This is a genomic window from Arthrobacter sp. Sr33, assembly GCF_054511195.1.
The window spans coordinates 230930-256511 of sequence record NZ_JBTNDD010000002.1 but is presented as its reverse complement, the minus strand read 5'-3'; the positions used below and the strand labels follow the sequence as shown (position 1 = coordinate 256511).

General features: G+C 64.1%; 21 protein-coding genes and 1 riboswitch. Of the genes, 12 read left to right on the top strand and 9 right to left on the bottom strand.

The annotated features are described in order from the left end of the window. Positions 1-142: 142 nt before the first annotated feature. A complete protein-coding gene (locus ACX80T_RS04070; protein ID WP_459303768.1) occupies positions 143-337 on the top strand; it encodes a hypothetical protein in 195 nt (64 codons plus the stop codon). Positions 338-355: 18 nt separating this feature from the next. Further along, the gene (locus ACX80T_RS04065; protein ID WP_459303767.1) at positions 356-679 is read left to right on the top strand and encodes a hypothetical protein; all 324 of its coding nucleotides are present in this window, start codon (positions 356-358) and stop codon (positions 677-679) included. A 102-nt stretch (positions 680-781) separates the two neighbouring features. On the opposite strand, the gene ACX80T_RS04060 is transcribed toward ACX80T_RS04065, so the two are convergent. Further along, the gene (locus ACX80T_RS04060; protein WP_459303766.1) at positions 782-1957 is read right to left on the bottom strand and encodes a VOC family protein; all 1176 of its coding nucleotides are present in this window, start codon (positions 1955-1957) and stop codon (positions 782-784) included. A gap of 142 nt (positions 1958-2099) precedes the next feature. Further along, a riboswitch (SAM riboswitch) is annotated at positions 2100-2187 on the top strand. A gap of 96 nt (positions 2188-2283) precedes the next feature. On the opposite strand from ACX80T_RS04060, the gene ACX80T_RS04055 reads away from it, so the two are divergent. The 6 genes from ACX80T_RS04055 to ACX80T_RS04030 all read left to right on the top strand — a co-directional run bounded on the left by ACX80T_RS04055 (position 2284) and on the right by ACX80T_RS04030 (position 10323). Next, the gene (locus ACX80T_RS04055) at positions 2284-3954 is read left to right on the top strand and encodes an ABC transporter substrate-binding protein (protein ID WP_459303765.1); all 1671 of its coding nucleotides are present in this window, start codon (positions 2284-2286) and stop codon (positions 3952-3954) included. A 5-nt stretch (positions 3955-3959) separates the two neighbouring features. After that, positions 3960-4919, top strand: coding sequence for an ABC transporter permease (locus ACX80T_RS04050; RefSeq protein ID WP_019482732.1), 960 nt, complete (start codon positions 3960-3962; stop codon positions 4917-4919). A 183-nt stretch (positions 4920-5102) separates the two neighbouring features. Then, positions 5103-5876 (top strand): ABC transporter permease, encoded by a 774-nt coding sequence (locus ACX80T_RS04045; protein WP_019482731.1) that lies wholly within the window; start codon positions 5103-5105, stop codon positions 5874-5876. A gap of 13 nt (positions 5877-5889) precedes the next feature. Continuing rightward, the gene (locus ACX80T_RS04040; protein WP_459303764.1) at positions 5890-7608 is read left to right on the top strand and encodes a dipeptide ABC transporter ATP-binding protein; all 1719 of its coding nucleotides are present in this window, start codon (positions 5890-5892) and stop codon (positions 7606-7608) included. 10 nt (positions 7609-7618) lie between these two features. Continuing rightward, positions 7619-8923, top strand: coding sequence for an acyl-CoA dehydrogenase family protein (locus ACX80T_RS04035; RefSeq protein ID WP_459303763.1), 1305 nt, complete (start codon positions 7619-7621; stop codon positions 8921-8923). Further along, on the top strand, positions 8923-10323 hold the full coding sequence (locus ACX80T_RS04030; protein WP_459303762.1) for an NtaA/DmoA family FMN-dependent monooxygenase: 1401 nt from the start codon (positions 8923-8925) through the stop codon (positions 10321-10323). Before ACX80T_RS04035 ends, ACX80T_RS04030 begins: the two co-directional genes overlap by 1 nt. 6 nt (positions 10324-10329) lie before the next feature. Here ACX80T_RS04030 and ACX80T_RS04025 read toward each other — a convergent pair whose 3' ends face one another. After that, the gene (locus ACX80T_RS04025) at positions 10330-12723 is read right to left on the bottom strand and encodes an ATP-binding cassette domain-containing protein (protein ID WP_459303761.1); all 2394 of its coding nucleotides are present in this window, start codon (positions 12721-12723) and stop codon (positions 10330-10332) included. Between the two features lie 254 nt (positions 12724-12977). Continuing rightward, positions 12978-14957, bottom strand: a complete 1980-nt coding sequence (locus ACX80T_RS04020; RefSeq protein ID WP_019482726.1) for a prolyl oligopeptidase family serine peptidase — start codon at positions 14955-14957, stop codon at positions 12978-12980. Positions 14958-15089: 132 nt separating this feature from the next. Here ACX80T_RS04020 and ACX80T_RS04015 point away from each other — a divergent pair, with 132 nt between their 5' ends. The 4 genes from ACX80T_RS04015 (at position 15090) to ACX80T_RS04000 (ending at position 18118) form a co-directional block, all read left to right on the top strand. Further along, positions 15090-15941, top strand: a complete 852-nt coding sequence (locus tag ACX80T_RS04015) for a putative RNA methyltransferase (protein WP_019482725.1) — start codon at positions 15090-15092, stop codon at positions 15939-15941. 120 nt (positions 15942-16061) lie between these two features. Further along, positions 16062-16541, top strand: coding sequence for an NfeD family protein (locus ACX80T_RS04010; protein ID WP_019482724.1), 480 nt, complete (start codon positions 16062-16064; stop codon positions 16539-16541). An 82-nt stretch (positions 16542-16623) separates the two neighbouring features. Continuing rightward, entirely contained in the window at positions 16624-17559 is a 936-nt protein-coding gene (locus tag ACX80T_RS04005; RefSeq protein WP_019482723.1) for an SPFH domain-containing protein, read from the top strand. Between the two features lie 211 nt (positions 17560-17770). Further along, entirely contained in the window at positions 17771-18118 is a 348-nt protein-coding gene (locus ACX80T_RS04000; protein ID WP_024477045.1) for an RNA polymerase-binding protein RbpA, read from the top strand. A gap of 156 nt (positions 18119-18274) precedes the next feature. Here the strand turns inward: ACX80T_RS04000 and ACX80T_RS03995 are convergent, their stop codons facing one another. The 6 genes from ACX80T_RS03995 to ACX80T_RS03970 all read right to left on the bottom strand — a co-directional run bounded on the left by ACX80T_RS03995 (position 18275) and on the right by ACX80T_RS03970 (position 25534). Further along, positions 18275-19006 carry a polyprenol monophosphomannose synthase gene (locus ACX80T_RS03995; RefSeq protein WP_019482721.1) on the bottom strand — a complete coding sequence of 244 codons (732 nt, stop codon included), beginning with the start codon at positions 19004-19006 and terminating at the stop codon, positions 18275-18277. A gap of 411 nt (positions 19007-19417) precedes the next feature. After that, positions 19418-21076, bottom strand: coding sequence for an amidohydrolase (locus tag ACX80T_RS03990; RefSeq protein ID WP_459303760.1), 1659 nt, complete (start codon positions 21074-21076; stop codon positions 19418-19420). Between the two features lie 32 nt (positions 21077-21108). Beyond that, positions 21109-23931, bottom strand: coding sequence for a DEAD/DEAH box helicase (locus ACX80T_RS03985; RefSeq protein WP_459303759.1), 2823 nt, complete (start codon positions 23929-23931; stop codon positions 21109-21111). Between the two features lie 55 nt (positions 23932-23986). After that, positions 23987-24772, bottom strand: a complete 786-nt coding sequence (tatC, locus tag ACX80T_RS03980) for a twin-arginine translocase subunit TatC (RefSeq protein WP_019482719.1) — start codon at positions 24770-24772, stop codon at positions 23987-23989. Positions 24773-24832: 60 nt separating this feature from the next. Next, the gene (gene tatA / locus ACX80T_RS03975; RefSeq protein WP_459303758.1) at positions 24833-25132 is read right to left on the bottom strand and encodes a Sec-independent protein translocase subunit TatA; all 300 of its coding nucleotides are present in this window, start codon (positions 25130-25132) and stop codon (positions 24833-24835) included. Between the two features lie 63 nt (positions 25133-25195). Further along, on the bottom strand, positions 25196-25534 hold the full coding sequence (locus ACX80T_RS03970) for a hypothetical protein (RefSeq protein ID WP_026041066.1): 339 nt from the start codon (positions 25532-25534) through the stop codon (positions 25196-25198). Positions 25535-25582: the final 48 nt, after the last annotated feature.

Sequence of the window (25582 nt, the reverse complement as noted above, 5' to 3'; positions counted from 1 at the left end):
TCGATCTACCTCTTGCATAAGCGACTTCGGAGTGTTTAGCTTCGAGTGCGGCGCGTCCGGGCTTGGGGCCGAGATTGAGATTATTCCAGCAGGGTCGGTGGAATTGCTGAAGCCCCGCAAGAATCGCTGAACCGAGGACAGAATGCATGCGAAGCGAAACAGCGCGACCACCCTGCTCGCACTTGCCCTCCTGATGGCAGGGGCGGGCTGCTCCGTCAGCCCGGGATATTCCAGCGTCCTCACTGATGGGGGCACCGACGAAATGTGCTTCGTGGATGTGCCGCCAAGCGAGGGGAAAACTCTCGTTGGTGAGATAATCACCAACAACGGAGATTAGCCGGTCACCGTCACGGAAGTGAAGCTGCTGGATGCTCAGGACATGGTGGTGGAGGACGCCTACATTATTCCGATGCAGTCAGGCCCAGGCACTACCCTCGGCGTGAGCTCGACGCTAACAAAGGACCCTGAGGTTCAAGCCATACTGGACCGGGCCGAACCGGCTGAGGGCTACGTCATCGGCCCAGGGGAGCAGGTTAATGTGGTGACCGCAGTATCAATCGCCGCAGGTGTCCGCCAGGGAACTGCATCGGGAATTGAGGTGCGCTCTGAGCAGTGGCCGGACACCAACGTCTCTGACGCGCGAATCAAAATGACCATGACGAAAGACTCGTGTTTCTGACCACCAGATATCCGTTAGGTGACATAATGTAGATTATCGGCGTTTCCGGGAAGGGTTCAGCAGCGGATCCGGAACTCCCTTTACCGCCAACCTGACGGAAGATTATGAACTACTGACGATCACCAACTCGTTGCCTTCTGGGTCGGCGACCCGCCAGTGATCCTCGGATTCGTCAAGGAGCCTGCCACCAGCAGCGACGCTGGTGGCGAGGCGCGTCTGCGCAAGGTCCGGCGGCACGTCAAGCTCGACGTGTAGGCGGTTGCGCTGGCGACGGCGCTCGGTTTCGGAAGCGTCGATCTCCTGGAATACCAACACGGGGTTCAGCTGCAGCGGATCCTGGATGTCGCTGACCCCGGCCCGCTGGTCGCGGGTGTATCCGAGTGCGGCGACCCAGAACGCACGAACCGCCTCGACGTCGGCGGCGTCGAAGAAGAGTTGGGGGAAGCGTGGCAGCCCGTGGTCCGCAGTGGCTCCGAGTTCGCGTGCCACGGTCTGCAGTCCCCCAGCGAGGTGGGCGAAATCGGGGTCGAGACCGTCGGCGGCGCCCTCCCACTGGTCCTTGCCGCTGTCGAAGATCACCAGCCCGGGGCGTAAATCGATGAGCAGCGGGAAGCCCGTGTTATCGGCCAGGGCCGCTGCTGCGGTGGTCAGGTCTCGCTGCTGGGTCGATGAGGTGGTGCGGTAGCACGCCATCGCGCTGAACACCGTCTGCCAGTCGGCTGTGCCGATTCCCCCGCCGAGCGCCGCGCCAGGCACCAGGTCTACCTCGTTGCCGTCGGGGTCGGTGTGACGGACTTCGAACGGTCCTGATGCGGGACCAAGATCCGCCCGCTCGACCTCCGCAGGCGGCCGCACCACGTCCAGGTGGATGCGGTTTCGCAACGGCCGCGGCTCGGTCGACTGCCGGATCCGTAGCGCGGGGTCGCGCCGCAACGGATCCGCCAGACCGCCGTTGTCAGCAGGCGCGTAGTCGAGCACGCGTTGCCAGAATGCCCTCACCCCAGATGGATTTGGGGATTCGACGACGACGCTCAGTTGCTGCAGCACGGCAGGGTTCGCCGTTAGCCCAAGATCCTGCGCAGCCGCCGATACTGTCTCGGTGTGGCGGTCCGAGTCGAGGCGCACTCGGACGCCGGTCCTGCGCAGATCGGTCCCGACCCCGGGTGTCAACTCCAGGATGCGTCGGGCCAGCGCCGCCCCGACGGTCAGCGAACGCGCGTCGAACCATGCCGTCGCAACGTTATCGATCACCCGCCACTCCGTGCTGATCTCTCTCATACCGAAATGTATACCCACCTGCACCGGCCTGCCAATGCTGAATGTTGCGTCGGAAGTCGTACAGATCAGGACTTTCTTGATCGCCCCATCATTATGCGATTAGATCGCCGTAGTCCGCAGGGTATCGCTCCCCCGGACTGAACAACCATCCAGAGCGGCTGAGAGACCTGGCTCGTTGAAGCCGCAGCAACCACCCCTCGGGCCGGTGCTACTGCCAGGACCGATGGAGAAAGTTTTATCCCCCGTTGGTGTCGACCCCATTCCTGGCGGTCAGATGCTTCAGCGTGCGTGGGTAGGGCACCTCGATCACGACTGAGAGGATCGACATGATTTCCCGCACCGTCTCACACCACAACGTCCTACCGCCCAATCCCGGTCCACGCCGGCGGTCCCTGCGGGTAGCGGCGCTCATCGGCCTTACGGCAGTGGCGCTCACCGCCTGCGGTTCGACCGCCACCACCGCTCCGGGTGAAAGTGTGGCCAGTGGACAGCCGGTCGAGGGCGGCACCTTGGTATATGCCGAGGTGACCCCCATCAATAACTGGCAGACCCAGTCAGCGAGGTTCTATGAAAAGTCCAATGTCCTCAACAGCGTCCTGGACCGCCTGACGTATTTCGACGCCGACCAGGGTAAGATTGTCCCCTGGATAGCCTCCGAGTTCTCCGCCAACGCAGACGCAACCGAGTTCACCTTCACCATTCGACCCGATGTGACGTTCAGTGATGGCACCCCGGTAGACGCCGAGGCAGTCAAACTGAACCTCGACGCCCAGGGCTTTGGGATTGAGGCGGCCCAGATTCAACCGAACGTGGACTTCGCCGGGTACGAGTCGGCCGAGGTGATCGGCGCTGATCAGGTGCTGGTGACGCTGTCCTCCCCTAACGCGAACTTCCTGCGGGCCACCACCTCGGTCACCGCCGGGTTGGTGTCCCCCGCAACACTTGAGCTGGATGCGGCAGGGCAATCAGCCATCTCCCAGATATCCGGGTCCGGACCCTTCACCTTCGAGTCCGAGAAGCCTGATGAGGAAGTAGTACTGGCCAAGCGCCCGGACTACGCCTGGGCGCCGGAAACCGCTGACAACCAGGGTGACGCGTACCTCGATAAGGTCGTCGTCAAATACCTGCCGGAGGTCGCCCATCGTGCTGGGGCGGTCCAGTCGGGGCAGGTCGACCTGGTGAGGGGCCTCCAGCCGGTGGACGAGGAAACCCTCGCTGCGACCGGTAATCAGGTTCTCCCGGCGAAGGGCGTGGACCTGACAGTGAACATGGCCGCGGTCCGGGTCGGCAGCGGGAAGCTGGCCGACGAGAACGTCCGCCGGGCCCTGCAGATTGGTATTGACCGGCAAAGTCTCAAGGACACCGTCCTGTCCGACAGCTACGAACTGGCTGCCTCGGTCCTGAACCACCGGGCACCCGGCTTCACCGACCTGTCCGAAGAACTCGAATACCAGCCCGAGGAAGCACGACAGCTGCTCGACGAGGCGGGCTGGAAAGTCGGGGCCGACGGCATCCGGGCCAAAGACGGAATAGCACTCGAGGTGACCGTCACTAGTTCCAACAATTCGGTTGTCATCAAACCGGCCTTCGAGCTGATTGAACAGCAGTGGCGTGAGATTGGTGTCAAGCTCAACAACCGCGCCGGCGACAACACCTTTCTCGCCTCAGCAATGCCTGACCCAGCGGTGGAGTTTTTCGGCACCCGACAGTTCATCTACGGCGGTCTCGGCCCGATCTTCGAGCCGGAAAACAACACCATGACGCACACCAGCGACGAAGACCTCAACGCGATCTTCGCGGCCGAGCGTGCGGCAACCTCACTCGAAGAGCGCGATGAGCTGCTGGCCGACGAACAGTATGCGTTGGTGGTGGATAAGGCCTACTCCCTGGTGCTCTGGGACGAGGTCCAGGTTTACGGTGCCCACAGCGGGACCCAGATTGAATTCACGTCCGGCACCGCCCCGGTATTCCAGGGTGCCTGGAAAACCGGCGGGTAGCGTCCATGATCCGCTATCTCTTGCAACGGATAGGTCAGGCCCTGTTGGTGGTGTGGCTCGCCTACACTGCGGTTTTTCTCGCCGTACAGCTTCTGCCCAGCGATCCGGTAACAATTTTCCTGACCGCCGACTCAGCGGTCGATCAATCAGCGATCGACGCCATGAAGAGTCAGTACGGCTATGACCAGCCGTTGCTGACGCAATACCTGAACCAGCTGGTGGGGCTCTTCTCCGGTGATTTCGGGTACTCGCTGGCTTCCGGACAGTCAGTGTGGGACCGGATCAGTGGAGTCGCCGGGTCGACCGTCGCCCTGGCCGGCGCCGCCTTCATCACTGCGGTACTCATCGCCGTTTCCCTTGTCGGCGCCGCGACACTCACCCGTTCGACGGTGATCCGTCGGGTTTTAGTGAACGTGCCTCCCCTGTTCGCGGCCATTCCAGCATTCTGGCTCGGTCTTGTGCTGCTCGATCTGCTCTCCATCCGCTGGGGAGTCATGTCGTTGTTCCCCGATGGTTCCTTTCTGTCCCTCGCCGTCCCGGTACTGGTACTGGCCACTGTCGTGTCCGCTCCCCTGGCCCAGGTGCTGCTCAAGAGCATCAACCACGTCTATGACCAGCCCTTCATAGATGTGCTCCGGGCGAAGGGTGCCTCACGGTCCTGGATCTTCTTCCGTCACGCGCTGAAGAACGCTGCGGGTCCCGCCCTGACAATCATGGGCATCACGGTTGGAACGCTTTTCGCCGGGTCGGTGATCACTGAAACCGTCTTCGCCCGCTCGGGTCTCGGGTCAGTGGTCCTGACGGCAGTCACCACCCAGGATGTGCCGTTGGTGCAGGGACTGGTGCTCCTGACGGCTTCGATCTTTGTGGTGGTCAACCTGGCAGTTGACCTCCTGTATCCGCTCCTTGATCCCCGCATCCTCACCAGCAGTCGAGATGGCGCCCCCCGGGCCCTTGCTGCTTGATGACCTCCCTTCGATAAAGGTTTCCCTGTGCCAACCACCAATAATCTCCCCCCTCCAGTACTGACTGCAGATCCAGGTCCAGGCAGGAACGGCGGTCCCGGCCTCGGGGCGGCGGTGCCCGAGACCGCTCCTGTGCCGTCAGCCCGACGACGGCGCGGACCGCTTCGTAGCCCGTCCCTCTGGTTGACGGCGGCGCCCCTGACCGTCGTCGCCGCCTGGGCGCTCGCTCCCGACCTGTTCACCTCGTTCTCTCCACTCGACGGGGTGCCGGGCGACAACTTTCGTGCACCCGACGCTGACCACATTTTCGGCACCGATCATCTCGGCCGGGACGTCTTCACCCGGGTGGTGTTCGGTACGCGTCAGACCCTCCTCACCGCGGGACTCGCGGTCCTCATCGGTCTGGTGGTGGGCACGCTCGTCGGGATCATTGCCGCAACCGCGGGACGGGCCGCCGACACCACAGCGATGCGGCTGGTGGACGTGCTGCTGGCCGTGCCCGGCTTTCTCATCTCGCTCGTCATAGTCACCGCCTTCTCCCCCGGGCCAATTTCGCTGGGCGTCGGCATCGGCATCGCCTCGGTCGCCTCCTTCGCCCGAGTGGTCCGATCAGAGGTGTTGAGGGTGCGCAATCTTGACTTCATCGAGGCTTCATTCCTCAACGGTGGAACTTTTTGGTCAGTCATTACCCGCCACCTCCTGCCGAATGCCAGCGGACCCGTCCTCGCGTTGCTGGCGGTTGACCTGGGTGCGGCAATCCTCGCCATCTCCGGGTTAGGCTTCCTCGGCTTTGGCGCCCCACCACCCACCCCGGAATGGGGCCTACTGATCGCCGAAGGACGGCAATATCTCGGGACCGCCTGGTGGTTGACCACGCTGCCTGGCCTCGTCATTGTCCTGACGGTCCTTTTACTGGCGACCCTGGGCCGACAGCTACTCAAAACCTTCCGAATCTAGTCAGGAGCATCCAGTGGACGTTACCCACGCACGACCCAACCCCGCCGTAAAAATGGCACAAACTCCTCGCTGGACCGACGAATCACTGCTGACCATCCAGGGACTGCGGATCGAATATGGTCGCGGAACTGAGGCGAAGACCGCCGTCGACGGCGTGGACCTCACCATCCGCCGCGGTGAGATTGTGGCACTGGTCGGTGAATCAGGCTCGGGCAAATCCACCCTGGCCAAATCGATCATCGGATTACTCCCGGCAGCTGCGCAGCGGACCGCGGGGTCCATTTCCCTGGGAGACCTCGCACTCACTGACGCACGAGAGAGGGACCTGGAAAAAATTCGGGGGGTACGGATCTCACTGGTACCGCAGGACCCCGGAGCCTCGCTCGATCCCGTCAAAACGATCGGTTCCCAGCTGTCCGAGGTCTTCCGGCTGCACTCCGGCGGTCCCCGGCAATCCCGTGAGTCGATCCGGTCTGAGGTCATTCGGTTACTCGATCTGGTGGGGATTGACCGGCCTGAAGAACGGCTGAAACAGTACCCGCACCAGTTATCAGGGGGCCTGAAACAGCGTGTTCTCATCGCGATTGCCTTCAGCCTCCGGCCGGAGCTGCTCATTGCTGACGAACCGACATCGGCTCTTGACGTGACCGTCCAGGCGAAGATTCTCGAGGTTTTTGAGCGTCTGGCCACCGAATTTGGCACGGCAGTCATTTTTGTGACCCACGACCTGGCGGTAGCCACCGACCACGCCGTGCGGATTGTCGTGATGCGGCAAGGCCGCATCCTCGAGGACCGGCTGGTGGCTGACATTCTTGCGGCGCCGGCGAACGAGTACACGGTCCGGCTGCTGGAGGAGGCCGCTCCCCACCTCAGCCCTGCGGTGGCCAGAGCCATCTCCACCACAGCGCCCGGTGCAACGGCGGCCATCGAAGTAAGAGGCCTGATCCGGGACTTTGACAGGGCGGGCGAGCAGCACCGGGCCGTCGACGGCGTGTCCTTCAGCGTTGCCCAGGGCACCACCTTCGCCCTGGTGGGAGAATCGGGATCCGGAAAATCGACCACTGCCCGCATGATTCTCCGCCTGCTCGATCCAGGGGCCGGACAGATCCTTATCCACGGACAGGACGTCACCTCCGCTTCCCGACAGCAGAAGAGAGAATTGTGGAAACACCTGCAACTGGTTTATCAGAACCCCGATTCCGCGCTCGATCCTCGCCTACCGATCCGCGACATCATCGGCGAGCCCCTCCGGAACTACCGGATCGGCTCCAGAACAACCCGTGCCAGACGAGTGGCCGAACTCCTGGATCAGGTGAATATCCCGTCGAGCCTCGCGGACAAACGTCCGCTTGAACTCTCCGGTGGTCAGCGCCAACGCGTCGCAATTGCGCGTGCGCTCGCGCTCGGGGCGCGCACCTTGGTGCTGGATGAGGCACTGTCAGCCCTCGACGTCCTGACACAGGCCCAGATCCTCGACCTACTGGCAGACCTGCAACAGGAACTCGGACTGACTTACCTCTTCATTTCCCATGACCTTCACGTGGTTGAACGAATCTCTTCGGCCGTTGGCGTCATGCACCGGGGGAAACTCGTCGAAACGGGCCCCACTAATGAGGTCTTCGGCAATCCCACCAGTGATTACACCCAACTGCTGCTCAACTCCAACCCGGGCCACCGGCTTCGCGCCCACGCCTCCACTCGCAGCGGCATTGCCGCCCTCGCAACCACGTAAGGACAACTCCATGACCACCACCACCACCAGCGCCCAGCACAGCGGACCCCAGCCGGACGTACCGCAGCCGTACGCACCACAGCAGAGTACGGCCACCGGAGAGGCCAGATACGAGGAACTCGCCGCGCGTTTCCGGCCCGTGTTCCAGCGCATCGCCGACGGCGCCCTCGCCCGTGAAGCGGACCGGACCCTACCCTTCGCCCAGGTGGGGTGGCTCAGGGACGCAGGATTCACCACCCTTCGGGTGCCCGCCCGGTTCGGCGGCAATCCGGTGAGCCATGAACACCTCTTCCGGCTCGTCACTGAACTGGCAGAGGCGGACTCGAATGTCTCCCACCTGTTGCGCTCCCATTTTTCGTTTGTCGAAACGGCCGCGCTGCAGTCCGCAGAGTTTCAGGACCGTTGGTTCCCCCGTATCGCTGCTGGCCAAATCTTCGGCAACGCTGCCACTGAACGCTCGGGCAACGCCCTCGGCACAACCCGGACCAGGCTCCACCAGGAGGAGGGGCAATGGTTCCTCACCGGCGAAAAGTTCTACACCACCGGCAGTATTTTCGCCGACTGGGTGGTGGTCATGGCGAGCACTGAGGGGCTCGAAGGGAGACAATACGCGCTGGTGAGGGCGGACGACCCGCGGGTGACGATCGTGGACGACTGGGATGGTTTTGGTCAGCCGTTGACGGGGACCGGCACCGCGCGCTTTGACCGGGTGCCGGTCGAGTCCGGGGACATCCTGCAGCGGAAAGTCACAAGTACGCTCGAACCAGCGTTCTTTCAACTCTTCCTCCTTGCGGTGCTGGCCGGGATCGGCCGCGCTGCCCGCCGCGACGCGGTGAACCTCGTTCAAGCCCGGATCCGGACTTTCAACACGGGATCGGGTGGCCTGTTCCGCGATGATCCCCAGATCCAGGAGCATGTCGGTGTCCTGGCATCGAAGGTGTACACCGCCGAAGCCGTCGTGACGGCGGCGGCCCGGGACCTTGACGCCGCCGTCGACCCGGCATTGGCACTATCCCCCGAGGCAGCGTTCCTCCGCGCCGAACTGGCTGTCGACCAGGCTCACGTCTCGGTTCCCCCGTTGGTGCTGGCGGCAACCAGCGAATTATTCGACGTCGCCGGGGCGTCGGCAGTCGGCAAGGACAAGGCACTGGACCGCCACTGGCGCAACGCGAGGACGGTGGCCACCCACAACCCGGCGCTATTCAAAGCGCGCTCAGTCGGCGACTATCTGATCAACAGCACCACCCCCACTGGCCTGAACAGCATCGGCGACGCCACCGCTCGCCCCTCATCCACCACCGGAGGTACCCCCTGATGTCAGTCTTCACTGAACGCCCACGTCTTCTCCTCAGCGCATTCGCGATGAACACCACAAGCCACATCCTCGGCGGGCAGTGGCGCCACCCCGAAGCCCAACAACACCGATTCAATGACCTGCGGCTGTGGACAGACCTGGCGCGAACGCTGGAGGAAGCGAAATTCGATGCGCTCTTCCTTGCCGACGTCGTCGGGCTGTACGGCAACCATGGGGGCGGCTGGACGTCCCACATCGAGCGCGGGCTCCAGGTTCCCGCCAACGACCCGCTGGTCCTGCAATCGGCGCTGGCGGCAACAACCGAACATCTCGGTTTGGCCCTGACCAGCTCCGTCGTTCAGTCTCATCCATTCCAGTTTGCCCGCCAACTGTCCACCCTCGACCATCTCAGCGAGGGGCGGGTCGCCTGGAACATTGTCACCAGCGTGCTTGAAAATTCGTTCAAGAACTTCGGCCACAACGGGCTCGTCGAACACGACAGCCGCTACGACTGGGCCGACGAGTACCTGGAGGTCTGCTACAAGCTCTGGGAGGGCTCCTGGGACGACGGCGCCCTCATCCAGGACAAGCGGACGGGCCGCCATGCCGACCCGTCGAAGGTCCATAAGATCAATCACCACGGGGCCCGCTATTCGGTGGAGGGCCCCCACCTGGTGGCTCCGTCACCGCAGCGCACTCCGCTACTGTTCCAGGCCGGCTCCTCAGGACGGGGGCAGCACTTCGCCGCTGCCAACGCTGAAGCAGCCTTCCTCTTCGCACCCAATGTGGACTACGCCCGGAAGACGACAGCATCGGTCCGCGCCCTTGCCCGCGAACTGGGTCGCCGCGACGAGGACATCAAATTCTTCGCCGGGCTCTCCTTTGTGGTCGGATCCACCGAAGCCGAGGTGTCGCGAAAGCGGGCTGAGCTCGACAACTACCTGGACCTGGATACGATCGTGGCGCACATCGGCGGCGGTATCGGGGTTGACCTCGGCGGGCTCCCCCTCGACACCACTCTGGGGGAGGTACGTACCGACGGCGCCCGCGGCGTACTTGAGGCCCTGTTCGCCTCAGTCCCTGGCGGGAATCCGACGATCGCCGATGTTGCGCGCTACCGGGCGTACAACCAGCAGATTGCTGGTACCCCCGAACAGATCGTCGACCAGCTCGAATCCTGGCAGGACGCGGGAATCGACGGGATCAACATCATCAACCAGACCATCCCCGGCTCCTATCAGGACTTCATCGAGGGGGTCCTGCCCGAACTGCGAAAGCGGGGCCTGGCCCAGTCCGATTACCGGTCCGGGACCCTCCGGGAAAAGTTTTTCGGCGAAGGAGCGCGCCTCCCGGACCGGCATCGGGCGGCTGGCCACCGGGGAGCATACGCTGGGCGCACTGCGCTCCAGCCGGCGGGTTAGGCGCGGTCAGCCGCCCACGTAGGCCGCCAGGTGCTCGCCGGTCAGCGTCGTTTTGCCAGCGACGAGCTCGGTTGGGGTTCCCTCGAAGACCACCCGGCCGCCGTCGTTACCCGCGCCGGGCCCAAGGTCGATCAGCCAGTCGGCGTGCGCCATCACCGCCTGGTGGTGTTCTATCACCAGGACCGATTTGCCGGAATCGACGAGCCGGTCGAGGAGCCCGAGCAGGTTCTGCACGTCGGCCAGGTGCAGGCCGGTGGTCGGCTCATCAAGCACATACACGTCGCCCTTTTCGGCCATCTGCGTCGCCAGCTTGACGCGTTGCCGCTCACCGCCCGAGAGGGTGGTGAGCGGCTGGCCGAGGGTCAGATAACCGAGCCCCACATCCACCAGGCGGTCAAGGATTCTGTGGGCGGCCGGGGTGCGGGCGTCGCCCGCACCGAAGAAGGTTTCAGCCTCGGTCATCGACATGGCAAGTACCTCGGCGATGTTGCGTCCCCCCAGGGTGTACTCAAGGACCGACGCCTGGAATCTCCTCCCCTCGCAGTCCTCGCAGGTGGACTCGACAGTGGCCATGACCCCGAGTTCAGTGAAGATAATGCCAGCACCATTGCAGGTGGGGCAGGCACCCTCGGAGTTGGAACTGAACAGGGCCGGTTTGACGCCGTTCGCTTTGGCGAAAGCCTTTCGGATCGGTTCAAGGAGTCCCGTGTAGGTGGCGGGATTGCTGCGGCGCGACCCCTTGATGGCGCCCTGGTCGATCACCACCACACCCTCGCGTCCGGCGACCGACCCGTGGATGAGCGAACTTTTACCTGAACCAGCCACCCCCGTGACTACGCAGAGCACACCCAGCGGCACGTCAACGTCCACGTTCTGAAGGTTGTGGGTTGCTGCGCCGCGCACCTCCAGGCTGCCCGAGGGCTGACGCACCGTTGCCTTGACAGCTGCCCGGTCGTCGAGGTGTCGACCGGTGATGGTGTCACTGGTACGCAGGCCATCGACGCTGCCCTCGAAGCAGACGCTGCCGCCCTGGGTGCCAGCGCCAGGACCCAGATCGATCACATGATCAGCGATGGCTATGGTCTCGGGTTTGTGCTCCACCACCAGCACCGTATTTCCCTTGTCACGCAACTGGATCAGCAGCCCGTTCATCCGCTGAATGTCGTGCGGGTGCAGGCCGATGGTCGGCTCATCAAAAACGTAGGTGATATCGGTCAGCGAGGAACCGAGGTGCCGGATCATCTTGGTCCGCTGAGCCTCTCCCCCGGACAGGGTGCCGGCCGGCCGGTCAAGCGATAGATATCCCAGCCCGATCTCCGCGAAAGAATCCAGCAGGTGTTGCAAGCCCTTCAACAGGGGCGCCACGGACGGTTCCTGCAACGCACGCACCCAGGCCGCCAGCTCATCGATCTGCATGATGCACAGATCGGCGATGTTCTTGCCCTGAATCGTCGATGACCTGGCTTCAGGACTGAGCCGGGTGCCTTGGCATTCGGGGCACGGCTGGAAGGTGATGGCCCGCTCCACGAACGCCCGGATATGAGGTTGCATCGCCTCAACGTCCTTGGACAGCATCGACTTCTGGATCTTCGGGATGACTCCCTCGAAGGTGAGGTTGATGCCCTCGACCTTCACCTTGGTCGGCTCCTTGTACAGGAGGTCGTCGAGTTCCTTCTTGGTGAAGCTGGCCAGCGGTTTGTCGATGTCGAACCCTGCACCGCTGAAGATCCGGCCGTACCAGCCGTCCATGCTGTACCCGGGAATGGTGAGTGCTCCCTCCCCCAGCGACTTGGTCTCGTCGAAGAGCGCCGTCAGGTCGAAATCGGAGACCGATCCCATGCCCTCGCAGCGTGCACACATGCCACCCAGATAGACGGCATCCCTGACCACGCTTTTCTCCACCCGGCCGCCCTTGTCGGTACTCATCACTCCGCTGGCCTTACGGGTGGGCACGTTGAAGGAAAACGCCGTCGGCGGTCCCACATACGGTGAGCCAAGCCGGCTGAAGAGGATCCGAAGCATCGCGTTGGCGTCGGTGGCGGTGCCAACCGTCGAGCGTGGATTGGCGCCCATCCGCTCCTGGTCGACGATGATCGCCGTCGTCAGGCCTTCCAGACGGTCGACGTCGGGGCGCGCCAGGCTGGGCATGAATCCCTGGACAAATGCGCTGTAGGTTTCATTGATCATCCGCTGCGACTCGGCAGCGATGGTCGCGAACACCAGGGAACTCTTGCCCGATCCGGACACGCCAGTAAAAACCGTCAGGCGGCGCTTCGGAATGTCGACTGAGAGGTCTTTGAGATTGTTCTCACGGGCACCCTGAACCCGGATCAGATCGTGTTGGTCGGCGGTGTGCGAGGGTAATTCGTGTGGGTCGGTCGTCGTCGTCGACGTGCTCATCGTCTCTCCTACTGCCGGGGTCGCCGCAGCGGCTCCCAACGGCGTCGCTAGCCTCGTGCGCACCAGCATCCAACAGTACGTTCGATATCGTCTGATTCTGCTCCAGGTGACGGCACGGTGGCAACCGGTTATGCACGGGCGGCAGCGCAACGGTGGTCTCACGACCGGGCTGGGGTGCCTGCTTTGAGATCCTGCTCCCCCGCCATGCTGCGCTGCCGCCAGCCGCTGTAAGCCAGCCGCTGTGGGCTAGCCGCTTACGGCTGCTGGTTCTTCGCCGTCGGCAGGTATCTGGCCCACCAGTTGAGAAGGTGCTCAAACCGCTGCCGACGGTGCCACGGTGATCCGGCGCGGGACAATTCGTGGGTCTCGCCCGGGAACACCAGAAGCTCTGTTGGCACTCCGCGCAGCTTCAACGCCGTGTAATAGCGTTGAGCCTGCTCCAGCGGGCAGCGCAGATCCTCCTCGGAGTGGACCACGAAGGTGGGGGTCTGCACCTTGTCGACGTGTGCAAACGGATTCTGTGCCCTCACCTGATCAGGATCGTTGCCGGTGTAGGCATCGGAGAAGAACCAGCCAATGTCCGATGAACCGACGAACGACGGCGGATCCAGGTAGCCGCGTTCGACCACTGCCGCCGTGAACCGATGGTCCTGGGAGATGGTCCACGCGGTCAGGTAGCCGCCGTAGGACCCGCCCATGACGCCCAGCCGGTCCCGATCAAACGACGGGTATTTCTCCAGTGCGCCGTCCAGGAAGCCCAGGACATCGAGGAGGTCAACGGTACCCATCGCTCCCTTGATCACGCGGCCGTGCTCCTGCCCGTACCCGGCCGCTCCCCGCGGGTTGCACATGACGACGGCGTACCCGGCGTTGACATAGACCTGCGCCTCGTCGAAGTATCCCCAGCCATATTGGGCGAACGGGCCGCCGTGAATGTTGAGCAGGACCGGGTGGGGCCCCTCGCCCTCGGGTTCCAGCACCCAGCCATGCACGCTGTGCCCGTCGCTGGCCGTGAAGGTTTCTTCTTTGGGTGCCACCACTGCGGTCTGCATCCGGAGGTCGTTGGAGAGGTCTGTGAGCGGTTTGAGGGAGCCCCCGGACACTACTGCCAGATCCCCCATCGTGGTGGGATCGGTATAGGCGGCAACCACCAGGTCGCCCTTCGCCGCTGCACCTGTCACGATGAGTTCGCCGTCGAGCAGGGTGCTGACGGTCCCGTCGGCGGAGGCTTCGAGGAGGGTGCCGCGGCCCCGGGTCCGGTTAAAGACGAGCACCGAATCGGCGCCGCGCGGCACGATGTCCCCCACCTCGCCCAGGTCCACGGTCTCGGCATCGGTGATGGCCCGAGCTTCGCCGGGTGCAGCGGCTGGAGCAACGTAGAGCGCGGTGTTCCGGGCCAGGAAGTCCAGCCCGTCCTCGGAAAGGTCGCTGCCCAGGAAGAACAGCCAGTGTCCATCGAGGCTTTCGACCGGCCGGCTGCAGCCCAGCCGGGTACCAGAGCCGCGGTTGGTGAGTTGCACGACGTCGGACCCATCCACCGCCATCGAATGGACATCGGTGTACAGGGTGGTGTCGGCGTCGGAATGCAGCGCCGCGGTGAAGAGGATGCGGCGCCCGTCGCGGGTGAAAACAGGCTCGTTGTGATCCGCGTCTGCCGTGGTCAGCTGCACGGCCTCCGGAAGCCCTTTGCCGGGTGCCTTCTCCTTGGCTGCCGGCTTTTCGCTGCCAGCCGGGTCCACCGCAGCTTCCTTTGCCCTGCCGACCGGTTCCACGAAAGGTTCGGCGTCGAGGCTCGGTACGTCGAGAACAAAAATCTGGGTCCGTTTGTCCAGCGAATAGCCCAGCCCGTTCATCCGGTACTTGAACGTGCTGATCAGGCGGGGATCCTCCAGCCCGGGGCCGACGCCGTCGACGGTCCCGTAGCGGCCGTGCTCCGGAACGCGGGAGGTGAAGGTGAGCTTCGACGAATCGGGCGAGAAGCTGAACGAGCCAACCCCCATTTTCTGGTCCGTCAGGCGCTGGGGTTCGCCGCCGCGGCTGTCAACGATCATCAGCTGAGGCTTGCCGCCGGGCTCTGCCCTGAGGAAGGCGATGGCGGCGCCGTCCGGCGAATACTGGGGTGCGGTGTCGCGGAAACCGCGGGTCAACCGTCGCGCGGCGCCCCCGGGAACCGCAATGTCCCACAGCTGCCCAACATAACTGTCGGCATCGAAATCGGGTCGGGTCACCGACACAACACAACGCTGCGCATCAGGTGAGATCGACGGTGAACTTACGGACTGGAGGTGATTCAGCTCATGTGGTTTCACAAGTCCGAGACTAGATCAGTCGCTGGGTGTTCCCAATTCCGGCCCTAGGATGAATCTATGCCCCACCTTCCGGAGAACCTGTTGTGCTGCCCCGTGTGCGCAGCGCCGCTGGGACTCCTGGACGGTGCGGGCGCGCTGGTGTGCGGGGCGGGTCACCGGTTCGATGCGGCAAAGCAGGGCTACTTCAACCTGCTCACTGGCAGGGGCACCGAATTCCAGTCGGACACCGCAGTGATGGTGCAGGCACGCACCGACTTTCTCGGCGCAGGCCACTACGCCCCACTCCAGGCGGTTCTGGCCGACCTGGCGCAACGGCACGTCGCCGAGCCCAGGGTAATCCTCGACGCCGGCGCCGGTACCGGATACTACCTGGCCGAACTGGAGCGCCGACATCCCGGGGCCGCGGTGCTGGCCCTCGATATTTCGAAGTTCGCCCTGCGCCGGGCAGCCGGAATCCTGCGGGACGGTGTGTGCGTGGTCTGGGATGTGTGGCGGCAGTTGCCGGTGCGGGATTCAGGGGTCGACATCATCCTCAACGTTTTTGCGCCCCGCAACCCCGAAGAGTTCCATCGCGTGCTGAATCACGGCGGTGTGCTGGTCGTTGTCACCCCCCTGCCGGGGCACCTTGCCGAAATCGCCGACGACGCCGGTTTGCTTGAGGTGCGCCCGGATAAGGCCACGGCGGTGGCAACCAGCCTGACCGGACTGTTCGACGAGGCCGATTCGGCAACCGTTGAGCTCTCCCTGCAGCTGTCCCACACCGATATCTACAATGTCGCGCTGATGGGCCCGGCTGGCCACCATCTGGTCCCAGAAGACCTGTGGGCGGATTTGGCGGTGCTCCCCGAACGGACTCCAGCCAGTGCCCGGTTCACCGTCCAGGTTTTCCGGCGGCACCAGGACCGCTGAGGCTTGCGGATCGATAACAACCGGTCCGGTGAGGCCTCGACCCCTAGGTTTCCGCACCCCGCTTTGGCATGATTGAAGAACGCAGTATGCGCTCACGGCGCCTTAGCCAGAGGGGAAGACATGTTTGAGTGGCTTTTGGAGAACGGCTGGATCCTGTGGCTGGTTCTCTTCCTTGGTCTTGCCGCAGTGGAAACCCTGACTCTTGACCTGTTTTTCGTCATGATGGCGATGGGTGCCCTCGCAGCCATGATCAGCACCTTCCTCGGTGCGGCGTTCTTCCTGCAGGTCATCATCTTCAGCGTGGTGTCGCTCCTGATGGTGCTGGTGGTCCGCCCGGTGGCGCTGAAACACCTCAAGCGGGGCTCCCCCGAACAGCTCAGCAACGTGGACCGACTCATCGGGGAGTCGGCTCTCACCCTCGACATCGTGACCGGCGAATCCGGCACCGTGAAGATCGGCGGTGACACCTGGTCGGCCCGCACCCTCGACGGGTCGCTGATTCCCGCCGGCGAACGTGTCGCCGTCACCCGAATCGACGGTGCCACTGCGCTGATCAGTGCCCCCGCCCGCCCGCAAGCCGCCGATTCCGGGGCTGTCTAGACGCGGTTGCCCAGATGGGCCGCCCAACCGCGGTTGCCCAGACTTACCCAACGATCGCGCCAACCTACCAAAAGGGGAACATATGCCTACCGACGCAGGGGCAATCGGACTGACAGTCGTCCTGATTGCCCTGATCATTTTCGTTCTGGTCGTGCTGGTGAAGTCGGTGCGAATTGTCCCGCAGGCTCGCGCCGGTGTGGTGGAACGGCTCGGAAAATACCAGCGAACCCTCCAACCCGGGTTGACCATCCTGATCCCTTTCGTGGACCGGCTGCTGCCCCTGCTGGACTTGCGCGAACAGGTGGTGTCATTCCCTCCCCAGCCCGTCATCACCGAAGACAACCTGGTGGTTTCGATCGACACGGTGGTCTACTTCCAGGTCACTGATCCTCGGGCGGCTACCTATGAGATCGCCAATTACATCCAGGCCGTGGAACAGCTCACCACCACCACCCTGCGCAACGTGGTTGGTGGTCTGAACCTTGAGGAGGCCCTGACCTCCCGCGACCAGATCAACGGCCAACTGCGCGGAGTGCTTGATGAGGCCACCGGTCGCTGGGGCATCCGGGTATCCCGGGTGGAACTGAAGGCTATCGACCCTCCCCTGTCCATCCAGGACTCGATGGAGAAGCAGATGCGAGCCGAGCGGGACCGCCGCGCAGCCATTTTGACTGCCGAGGGAACCAAGCAGTCGCAGATCCTCACAGCCGAGGGCCAGCGACAGGCCGCCATCCTCGCCGCGGAAGGTGACGCCAAGGCGGCCATTCTCCGCGCCGACGGCGAGTCGCAGGCCATTCAGAAGGTGTTCGATGCCATCCACAAGGGCAACCCGACCCAGAAGCTCCTCGCCTATCAATACCTGCAGACCCTTCCCAAGCTCGCCGAAGGATCGTCCAACAAGCTGTGGATTATTCCCAGTGAGGTGGGTGAAGCGCTCAAGGGTATCGGTAACGTCCTGGGCAACGCTACCGCTGATGCGCCCGACGGCGATAGCCCGTCCCGTACCCACAGCGCCTGACACCGTAGAAACCGGACGGCTGGCTCGCGTCGGCTGTTCGGTTTCTTTTTGTGCCCTGCCCCAGCGTATAATTGGGTGTTTGCCGTACTTTCGCTGGTCAGATCGGGAACAGACGTCACGTCCACAGCGTTATGTAAGTGGCAGGTTGCGGTAGCCACTACCGCACCATCATCCGCCGTTACGGATGCCAAATTGTTGAGTAGGAGATTACATGAGCGATCGTAGCTTGCGCGGTATGCGCCTCGGAGCGCAAAGCATGGAGACTGAATCCGGTGTTGAGCCAGCTCCACGGCAGCGGGTTGAATACCGTTGCGGAGACGGCGAGCGGGTGTTCGTCACTTTTGCAGCGGAAGCTGACGTCCCACCGGTCTGGGTTTCCAAAACCGGTAAGGAAGCGTTGCTGGTGGACGGGGAACGCCCCGACACCTCAGGTGACAAGCCAGTACGTACTCACTGGGACATGCTGCTGGAGCGTCGCAGCATGGACGAGCTGGAGCAGATCCTCCAGGATCGGTTGACCATCCTGCGGGAACGCCGCGGAGAGCGCCAGTCCGCCTAGCAGTACAGGAAGTTGGAAAAGCCGGGTTGACCCTCAGGGTCAGCCCGGCTTTTTCGTGCCCGCCAGCCCCAGAAGCGGCCCCGACAGCAAGAATTGCCGGAAGGAACCGGCAACCCTGACACTGCGGGGCGTTTCTGTCCTGGCGGGTTGTGGAAGCTACTTCTTGTCGCGCGAGGTCAGTGCCCGCCACCGTGCGGCGAGTCCCCACCGGGTGACGTTGGCAATGGCCTCGAGGACAATTCCGCCACTCATCTTCGATGCCCCGAACTCCCGTTCCACGAAAGTGATCGGCACCTCAACAATCTTCAGGCCCAGCGTCGCCACCCGGAAGGTCATGTCCACCTGGAATCCGTACCCCACCGAGTCAACGGTTGTCAGATCAACCTTTTCGAGGGTTTCCCGGCGGAACGCACGGTAGCCTGCGGTGATATCCCGGACATCGATGCCCAGCATCAGCCTGGAGTAGGTGCTGCCGGCCCGGGAGAGCAATTTCCTGCGTCGCGGCCAGTTCACCACGCTGCCGCCGGGGACCCACCGCGACCCAATGACGAGGTCGGCGTCAGCCACCTTGTCGAGCAGGGACTGTAGCTGCTCGGGCCGGTGAGAGCCGTCAGCATCCATCTCGACCAGTACGTCGTAGCCAGCGTCCAGCGCCCAGGTGAATCCCGCGATGTACGCGGCTCCCAGACCCGCCTTACCCGTGCGGTGCAGGACATGGATCTGCGGGTCGGCACCTGCCAGGGTGTCGGCGAGCCCGCCGGTACCATCGGGGCTGTTGTCGTCCACCACCAGGACGTCGGAGTGAGGTACGGCCCGGCGCAGTCGTTCGACTGTCAGGGGAAGCGACTCGATCTCGTTGTAGGTGGGAATGATGGTGACGACTCGCACTCAGGCAACCTTCGATCACGTAGCTGATACGCCGTGGCGCACGGATCCCGGGGCCCGGAACCAAACGCCCAGTATATTGGATGCCCGCGTGGGACAGAAAAAGAGCCACCAGGCCGATCGAATCGGGATGCCGTGGAGGGTCGGGTAGATCCGCGCGCCTTCGGGCCAGCACGGATCCAAGAATCACAGCTGTTTTCTACTGACGCGCGAACCTACCCGTTCCGGGGTACCGATGCCGTGACGCGCGGCGAGGCCCACTGAAAAACGGTGGCTGCCTAGGACCTGCGTTGAATCGGCTCGGTCGGGTCAGTGAATCTTCTCTGAGTTCCTGACCCGTTGACTCCACAGCTTACGTGCTGTGGAGCGAGTGTCAACAGCCCCCTGACCTGCGTAAACACTTGTTTGTGCAGGTCAGGACACGGACCGTAGGGGCGATGAAATTTCGTTGAAACCTGGGGCCTGGAACAACTGTCGGCCCCGATGGACCGTCTCAAGACACACCGGGTCCGCGCCGGTATCGAGGGCAGGAAGGAGCGGTGTCCCCGCCCTGGGGTCGGTGCTCCACGATTGCACCCTGCTGTCAGCCGTCTGCACCATCAGCTCCTCCACCTCCCACACGGCGTACGACGCCGGAGCACCAGGGACAAGCTGGCCCAACAACGGGTGTCCCGTGCCTACGGCCCGCCAACCGGCCCGGGTGTGGGCGATAAAGGCTGCGCGAGCGGAGATCCGTTGCGCGGGGTTGTTGTGCATCACACTCGCCCGGAGGGTGGCCCACGGGTTGAGGGATGTCACGGGGCTGTCGGAACCGAAGCACAGCGGGACCCCTGCCGCCAGGAAGCTCGCGAACGGGTTCATCCCGGTCATCCGCGCGGCTCCGAGGCGCTGGCTGTACAACCCGCCAGCAGCACCCCAACGCGCATCGAAGGCCGGCTGGGCACTGACGGTGACCCCAAAATGCACCAGTCGGGCGATAACCTCAGCGTCGGCGAGTTCAACGTGTTCCAGGCGGTGGCGTGCCCGCCGGACCGCCTCGATACCGTGGGCATCGGCTGCCAGGGCGAGACCCTGCAGGACCACGTCCAGACCGGCGTCCCCAATGACATGGAACCCTGCCTGCATTCCTATGCTGGTGGCGGCACCCAGATGCGCTGCGACGGTGTCGGCCTGGAGGAAAACCGAACCCCGATGGACGTCATCGGCATAGGGTTCCCGGAGCGCCGCGGTCCGGGACCCAAGGGAACCGTCCACGTTGAGGTCTCCGCCGATGCCGGCCAGGCTGCCACCGAACAGGTCCAGCACCTCCTTAAGCTCGGTGACCGACGTAACCGGCTGTCCCCAGTACGGCAGGATCTCCGGGAGCTGCTCCCCCAGGGGGTCCTGGCCGATCCGGAGCAATGCCTGGAGGTCGGCGACCGGTGAGATATGGGGCGCGCCCATCTCTGCGACCGCCACGATTCCGTTGGCCGCGGCCCGCCGGAGCGCAGCGCTCTGGTAGCCGGAGCGTTCGCCGTCGGCCAGATCCCGCGAGGCCAGCCGCGCCGTGACGTGGGCGTCGCGCACCACGAAGCCGTTGTCCCAGCCGTCGAGGTTCGCCAGGTCCAGCGCAGCTGCGAGGGACCCGGAAACCACCGCCGAATGGACATCGGCGCGGGCCAGATAGACGTGCTTACCTCCGCCGGCGGCGTCCAGTTGCCCGGCGGTGGGGACCATGCGCTCCGGCCACCGCGACTCATCCCAGCCGTGCCCCAACACGGTGCTGACGCCGGTGCGCGCCACCGCTGCGACCCGGTCCAGCAGGTCAGTGATGCCGGTGCAGGAGGAAAGGTCGATGGATTCCAGGGCCAGACCGGTCTCTGTGGTGTGGACGTGGGAGTCCACGAAGCCCGGGGTGATGAGGGCGCCGGCTAGGTCAACGACGGTCATGGTGGCATCGGCCAGCGATTCGGCCGCATGCTCGGAGCCGATCCAGGCGACCGTGTCGCCGTCGACCAGCATCGCGGTGGCGAACGGGTCTGCGGCGCTATACACGGAGCCGTTACGGTACAGAATTGGGCGGGTCGGGGTCATTCGTGCTCCAGACAGATGGTGGGCATAAGTGGTTAGTCGCTGATGGCCGAGTAGGCCACCACACCGCGACGGATCAGGCCAATCGCGTCGATAAACAGACGGCGTTGGCCGGGAGGCAGATCATCAATTTTGGCGAGCTGATCCAACAGGTCCACCACCTGTTTGGTCCATCTCACGAAGTCGCCGGCCGCCAGTTCGGTTCCGCTCAGCGCAGCCTGCAGGGCCTTGCCCCTGGCCCACTTGTGCATGGGCCAGACGAGACCCAGCTCGGGTTCACCGGTGACCGGAAGCTTGAACTGCTCCTCCAGATCGGTCAGGGCTGACCACTGGCGGACGACGACGTCGATCGACGGGTCGAGTGCGACGCCGGGCATTTTCGGGCGCAGGCCGCGTTCTTCCCGTTTGGCCTGGTACACCAGCACCGAGGCCAAAGCGGCGGTCTCGGCGGCGTCGAGTCCTTTGAAGGCGCCATGCTCGAGGGAGAGCGCGATCAGCAGGTCCTTCTCCCCGTAGACCCGGCGCAGCTTACGGCCGGCAGCGGTGATGGTGGTCCCGGACGGGGTGTCCTGCAGGTACCCGTAGTGCAGGAGGACGTCCGACACCCGGTCGAAGGTTTTTGCGATCGTGTTGGTGCGGCCCCTGATCTGACCGGCCAGCCGGTCGGTCTCGCGGCGCAGCTTCCACCAGCGTTCAGCCCACCGGGCGTGCTGCTCCCGGTCGCTGCACCCGTGGCAGGGGTGGGACCGCAGCTTGCGTCGCAGCTCTGCGATGGCGGCCTCCTGGCGCTCGGTGGCACCGGATCGGAAACCGTCCTGGCCGGGACCGCGGCGGGGTGGACGCTTGTCATGGAGTGCGTTCCGGAGCGACGAACTCAGGTCCCGGCGGTCTTTGGGGCTGCGGGCGTTGAAGTTTTTGGGGATCCTGATGTGGGAGAGAACCTCAAGGGGCCCGCTGAGGTCCTGCACCCCGACCCGACGGAGCTGCTTGTCTTCGGTGAGGACCGTTGGGCGGGGCTCCCGTGAGGTGTCGGAGCTGAGGACCACCGCATAGCCCTGGCTGCGTCCTGCCGGCACGTCGACGACGTCGCCGGGTCGCAGCATTTCGAGCGACGAAGCCGCCGCCGAGCGCAGGCTCCGCGAGTTGGTTTTCGCTGCCCGATCCTCCAGATCGGAAATTTCACGGCGAAGCCTCGAGTATTCGGTGAAGTCGCCGAGATGGCAGGTCATGGACTGCTCATAGCCCCGCAGCGACTCCTCACGGGTCCGCACCTGTTTCGCGAGTCCCACCACCGACCGGTCCGCCTGGAACTGGGCGAACGAGGTTTCGAGGATCTCACGGGATCGGTGCTGGCCAAATTGGGCGACGAGGTTGATGCTCATGTTGTAGGTGGGCCTGAAGCTCGAGTTCAACGGGTAGGTCCGCCGGGAGGCGAGACCCGCCACGGCTCCCGGGTCCGTCCCCGGCTGCCACAGTACGACGGCGTGCCCTTCCACATCAATGCCGCGTCGGCCAGCCCGCCCCGTCAGCTGGGTGTACTCCCCCGCTGTGACGTTGACGTGCGCCTCGCCGTTGAATTTGTCCAACTTTTCCAGCACCACCGAACGGGCTGGCATGTTGACGCCGAGCGCCAGGGTCTCGGTCGCGAACACCGCCTTCACCAGTCCCTGCGCAAAGAGTTTCTCCACCACTTCCTTGAAGGTGGGAAGCATCCCGGCGTGGTGGGCTGAGAAGCCCCTGATCAGGCCCTCCCGCCACTCCCAGAAACCGAGGATTGCCAGGTCCTCGGGCGGCAGGTCCACCGCCGCTTCGTCGACCCGCTGGCTGATGATTTCGCGTTCCGGTTCGGTGGTGAGCCACAGACCGGCGTCGAGGCACTGGCTGACCGCCGCCTCACACCCGTTGCGGGAGAAGATGAACGTGATGGCTGGCAGGAGACCGTCCCGGTCCAGGGCACTGATCACCTGTGGCCGGGTGGCACGCCTGACCCGTGACGCTGCCGCTGGCGGCCGCTTCGCGGGCCCACGGCCCCGCCGTGACCCGCCGCCCGCTCCCCACCCGGCACGCTGGTTGAGCCGGGTCTCCGAACTGGCGAGTTCAAGGAGTTCAGGGTTGACCTCGTACCGGTCCTCGGCTCCCGCATCCGGACCGGCGGGTGCGGCCTCGTCGAAGGCCACGTCGCCGGCGAAGAGGTCGAGGAGGTTCTGTCCCACCATGACGTGCTGCCAGAGCGGAACCGGTCGATGCTCCGAGACCACCACATCGGTCTGGCCGCGCACCGTATCCAGCCACGCGCCAAACTCCTCAGCATTTGAGACTGTCGCGCTCAGGGAGACCAGCCGCACCTCCGAGGGCAGATGGATAATTACTTCCTCCCAGACGGCGCCCCTGAAGCGGTCGGCGAGGTAATGCACCTCGTCCATCACCACGTAGCCGAGGTCGTCGAGGGTGTCCGAGTTCGCATACAGCATGTTCCGCAACACCTCGGTGGTCATCACCACCACGGCGGCGTCAGGGTTGATTGACGTGTCGCCGGTGAGCAGCCCAACCCGGTCTGCCCCATACACCGCGCAGAGCTCGGAATACTTCTGGTTGCTCAGCGCCTTGATCGGGGTGGTGTAGAACGCTTTCAGGCCCTTCTCGAGGGCCAGGTAGACGGCGAACTCTCCCACCACAGTTTTCCCGGCTCCCGTGGGCGCCGCCACGAGCACCCCGCGGCCGGCCTCGAGACAGACGCAGGCGTCCCGCTGGAATGGGTCGAGGTCGAACCCCAGGGTCTGCTCGAACTGAAACAGTAAAGTGGTGGTGTGTGCGGTACGCGCCCGTGCTAGCTGGTACCGCTCGGCGGGGGAGGTCATACGATCTAGCCTAATCTCTCCCGGCTCGTCGCCTGGCAACCAGCCGGGGCGGACGTCAGAGTCCGTCCAGGTCGGATGCTGTGTCGGCGCTGGCCTCCACCTCGGCGTCCTGGGCGGCCCGCCGGCGATCGCGGCGTTTGTCGTTGAGCAGGCACAGCATGATGGCAATGAAGAACAACACCAGCATGGGTGCCGCCAGGTAGAGCATGCCGAGGGCGTCGCCGCCCGGTGCGGCCATCGCCGCGAAGACGCAGATCAGGAAGACGGTGATCCGCCAGGCCTTGAGGATTTGTTTGCCAGTGAGGATCCCCACCAGATTCAATCCGAACAGGACCACCGGCAAAAGGAAGGCGATACCGAACGCCAGCATCAGGCGCAGCACAAACGTGATGTAGGCAGTCACCAGGATGATGTTCGAGAACCCGCTGGGGGTGAAGTCGGTGAGGACCCGCACCGCGTTCGGCAACACCAGCCAGGAGAGGTAGATGCCCGCCAGGAACAGGGGAACCGCGACGGCGATGAAGGAGAGCGCCACGCGGCGCTCCTTGGTCTTCAGCCCGGGGGTAATGAAGGCCCAGAACTGGTAGAGCCAGACGGGGCTGGCCAGGATGATTCCGATGAAGACCGAGACCTGAACCAGAAGGTCGAATGGTGACGCGACCCCGTCGAAGTTCAGGACGGCTTCCCTGCCCTCCCTGGCGTTGAGGTCCAGGATGGGTTCGGAGAGAGCTGTGAGGACCGGGTTGTAGATGAAGAAACCAACAACGGTGGCCACCACCAGTGCAATGCCCGATTTGATCAGCCGGTTTCGGGCCTCTTTCAGGTGCTCCCCGAGGGCCATCCGACCCTCGGGGTTGGATTTGCGGCTCCTGCCGCCCACCTTTGGCACCGCCCGCTTACCCTAGGGTGTGCGGGAGGTCGGATCGGCTGACCCTGGTGGATTGTGCTGTCCAGGTGCGGCCGTCCCGGTCTGCTCCGGCTGGTCGGTGGCGGTGCGCGCCGGAGGAACAATGCGTCCTTCAACCGGGGAACCCGGTTCGGATGCGTCGTTCGGGTTGTCGTCCTTCATCTGCTTCACCTCGGACTTGAAAATCCGCAACGACTGGCCAACACTGCGGGCCAGTCCGGGCAGCTTCGGGGCACCGAAGAGCAGCAGGGCGACGACAATGATGGCAACTAGTGCCCAACCTTCAGGTCTCATAATGAAATCCTTTCATAGTTCTCAACCGGGGTGACGCTGGTAGGTGATGCCCCGGTTGGGGTGTCACACGTGGGGGAGGTCTCGAAGGCTTACCGGCTGTCCGCGGCCAACCCTGCGCCGAATCCGGCGTTCCCGGCGGTAGGCGACCCGCAGTGCCTTGGCCTCGGCGCCTTCGTCCCGGACCGTTCCCGGATCCCTGAAGACCGCGATGCTGGGCTCCCTGACGGCTCCGTCCGCGCTGGTGGGCGGGTTGGTCGTCCGGTCCAGCACCTCGCTGGCGTGCTCAACCTCTTTGAGGAGGGCCTTGACCTTCCGGAACAGGAAGTAACCGAGCGCGGCCAGTACCAACAGGGTCAGCGCCAGCAGGGCCACCCAAATCACAATCCACGTCCACCAAGGCATACCCCCAAGTCTAAGGGAGCCGGGACGGCAGCGGGGACAGCTGGACCC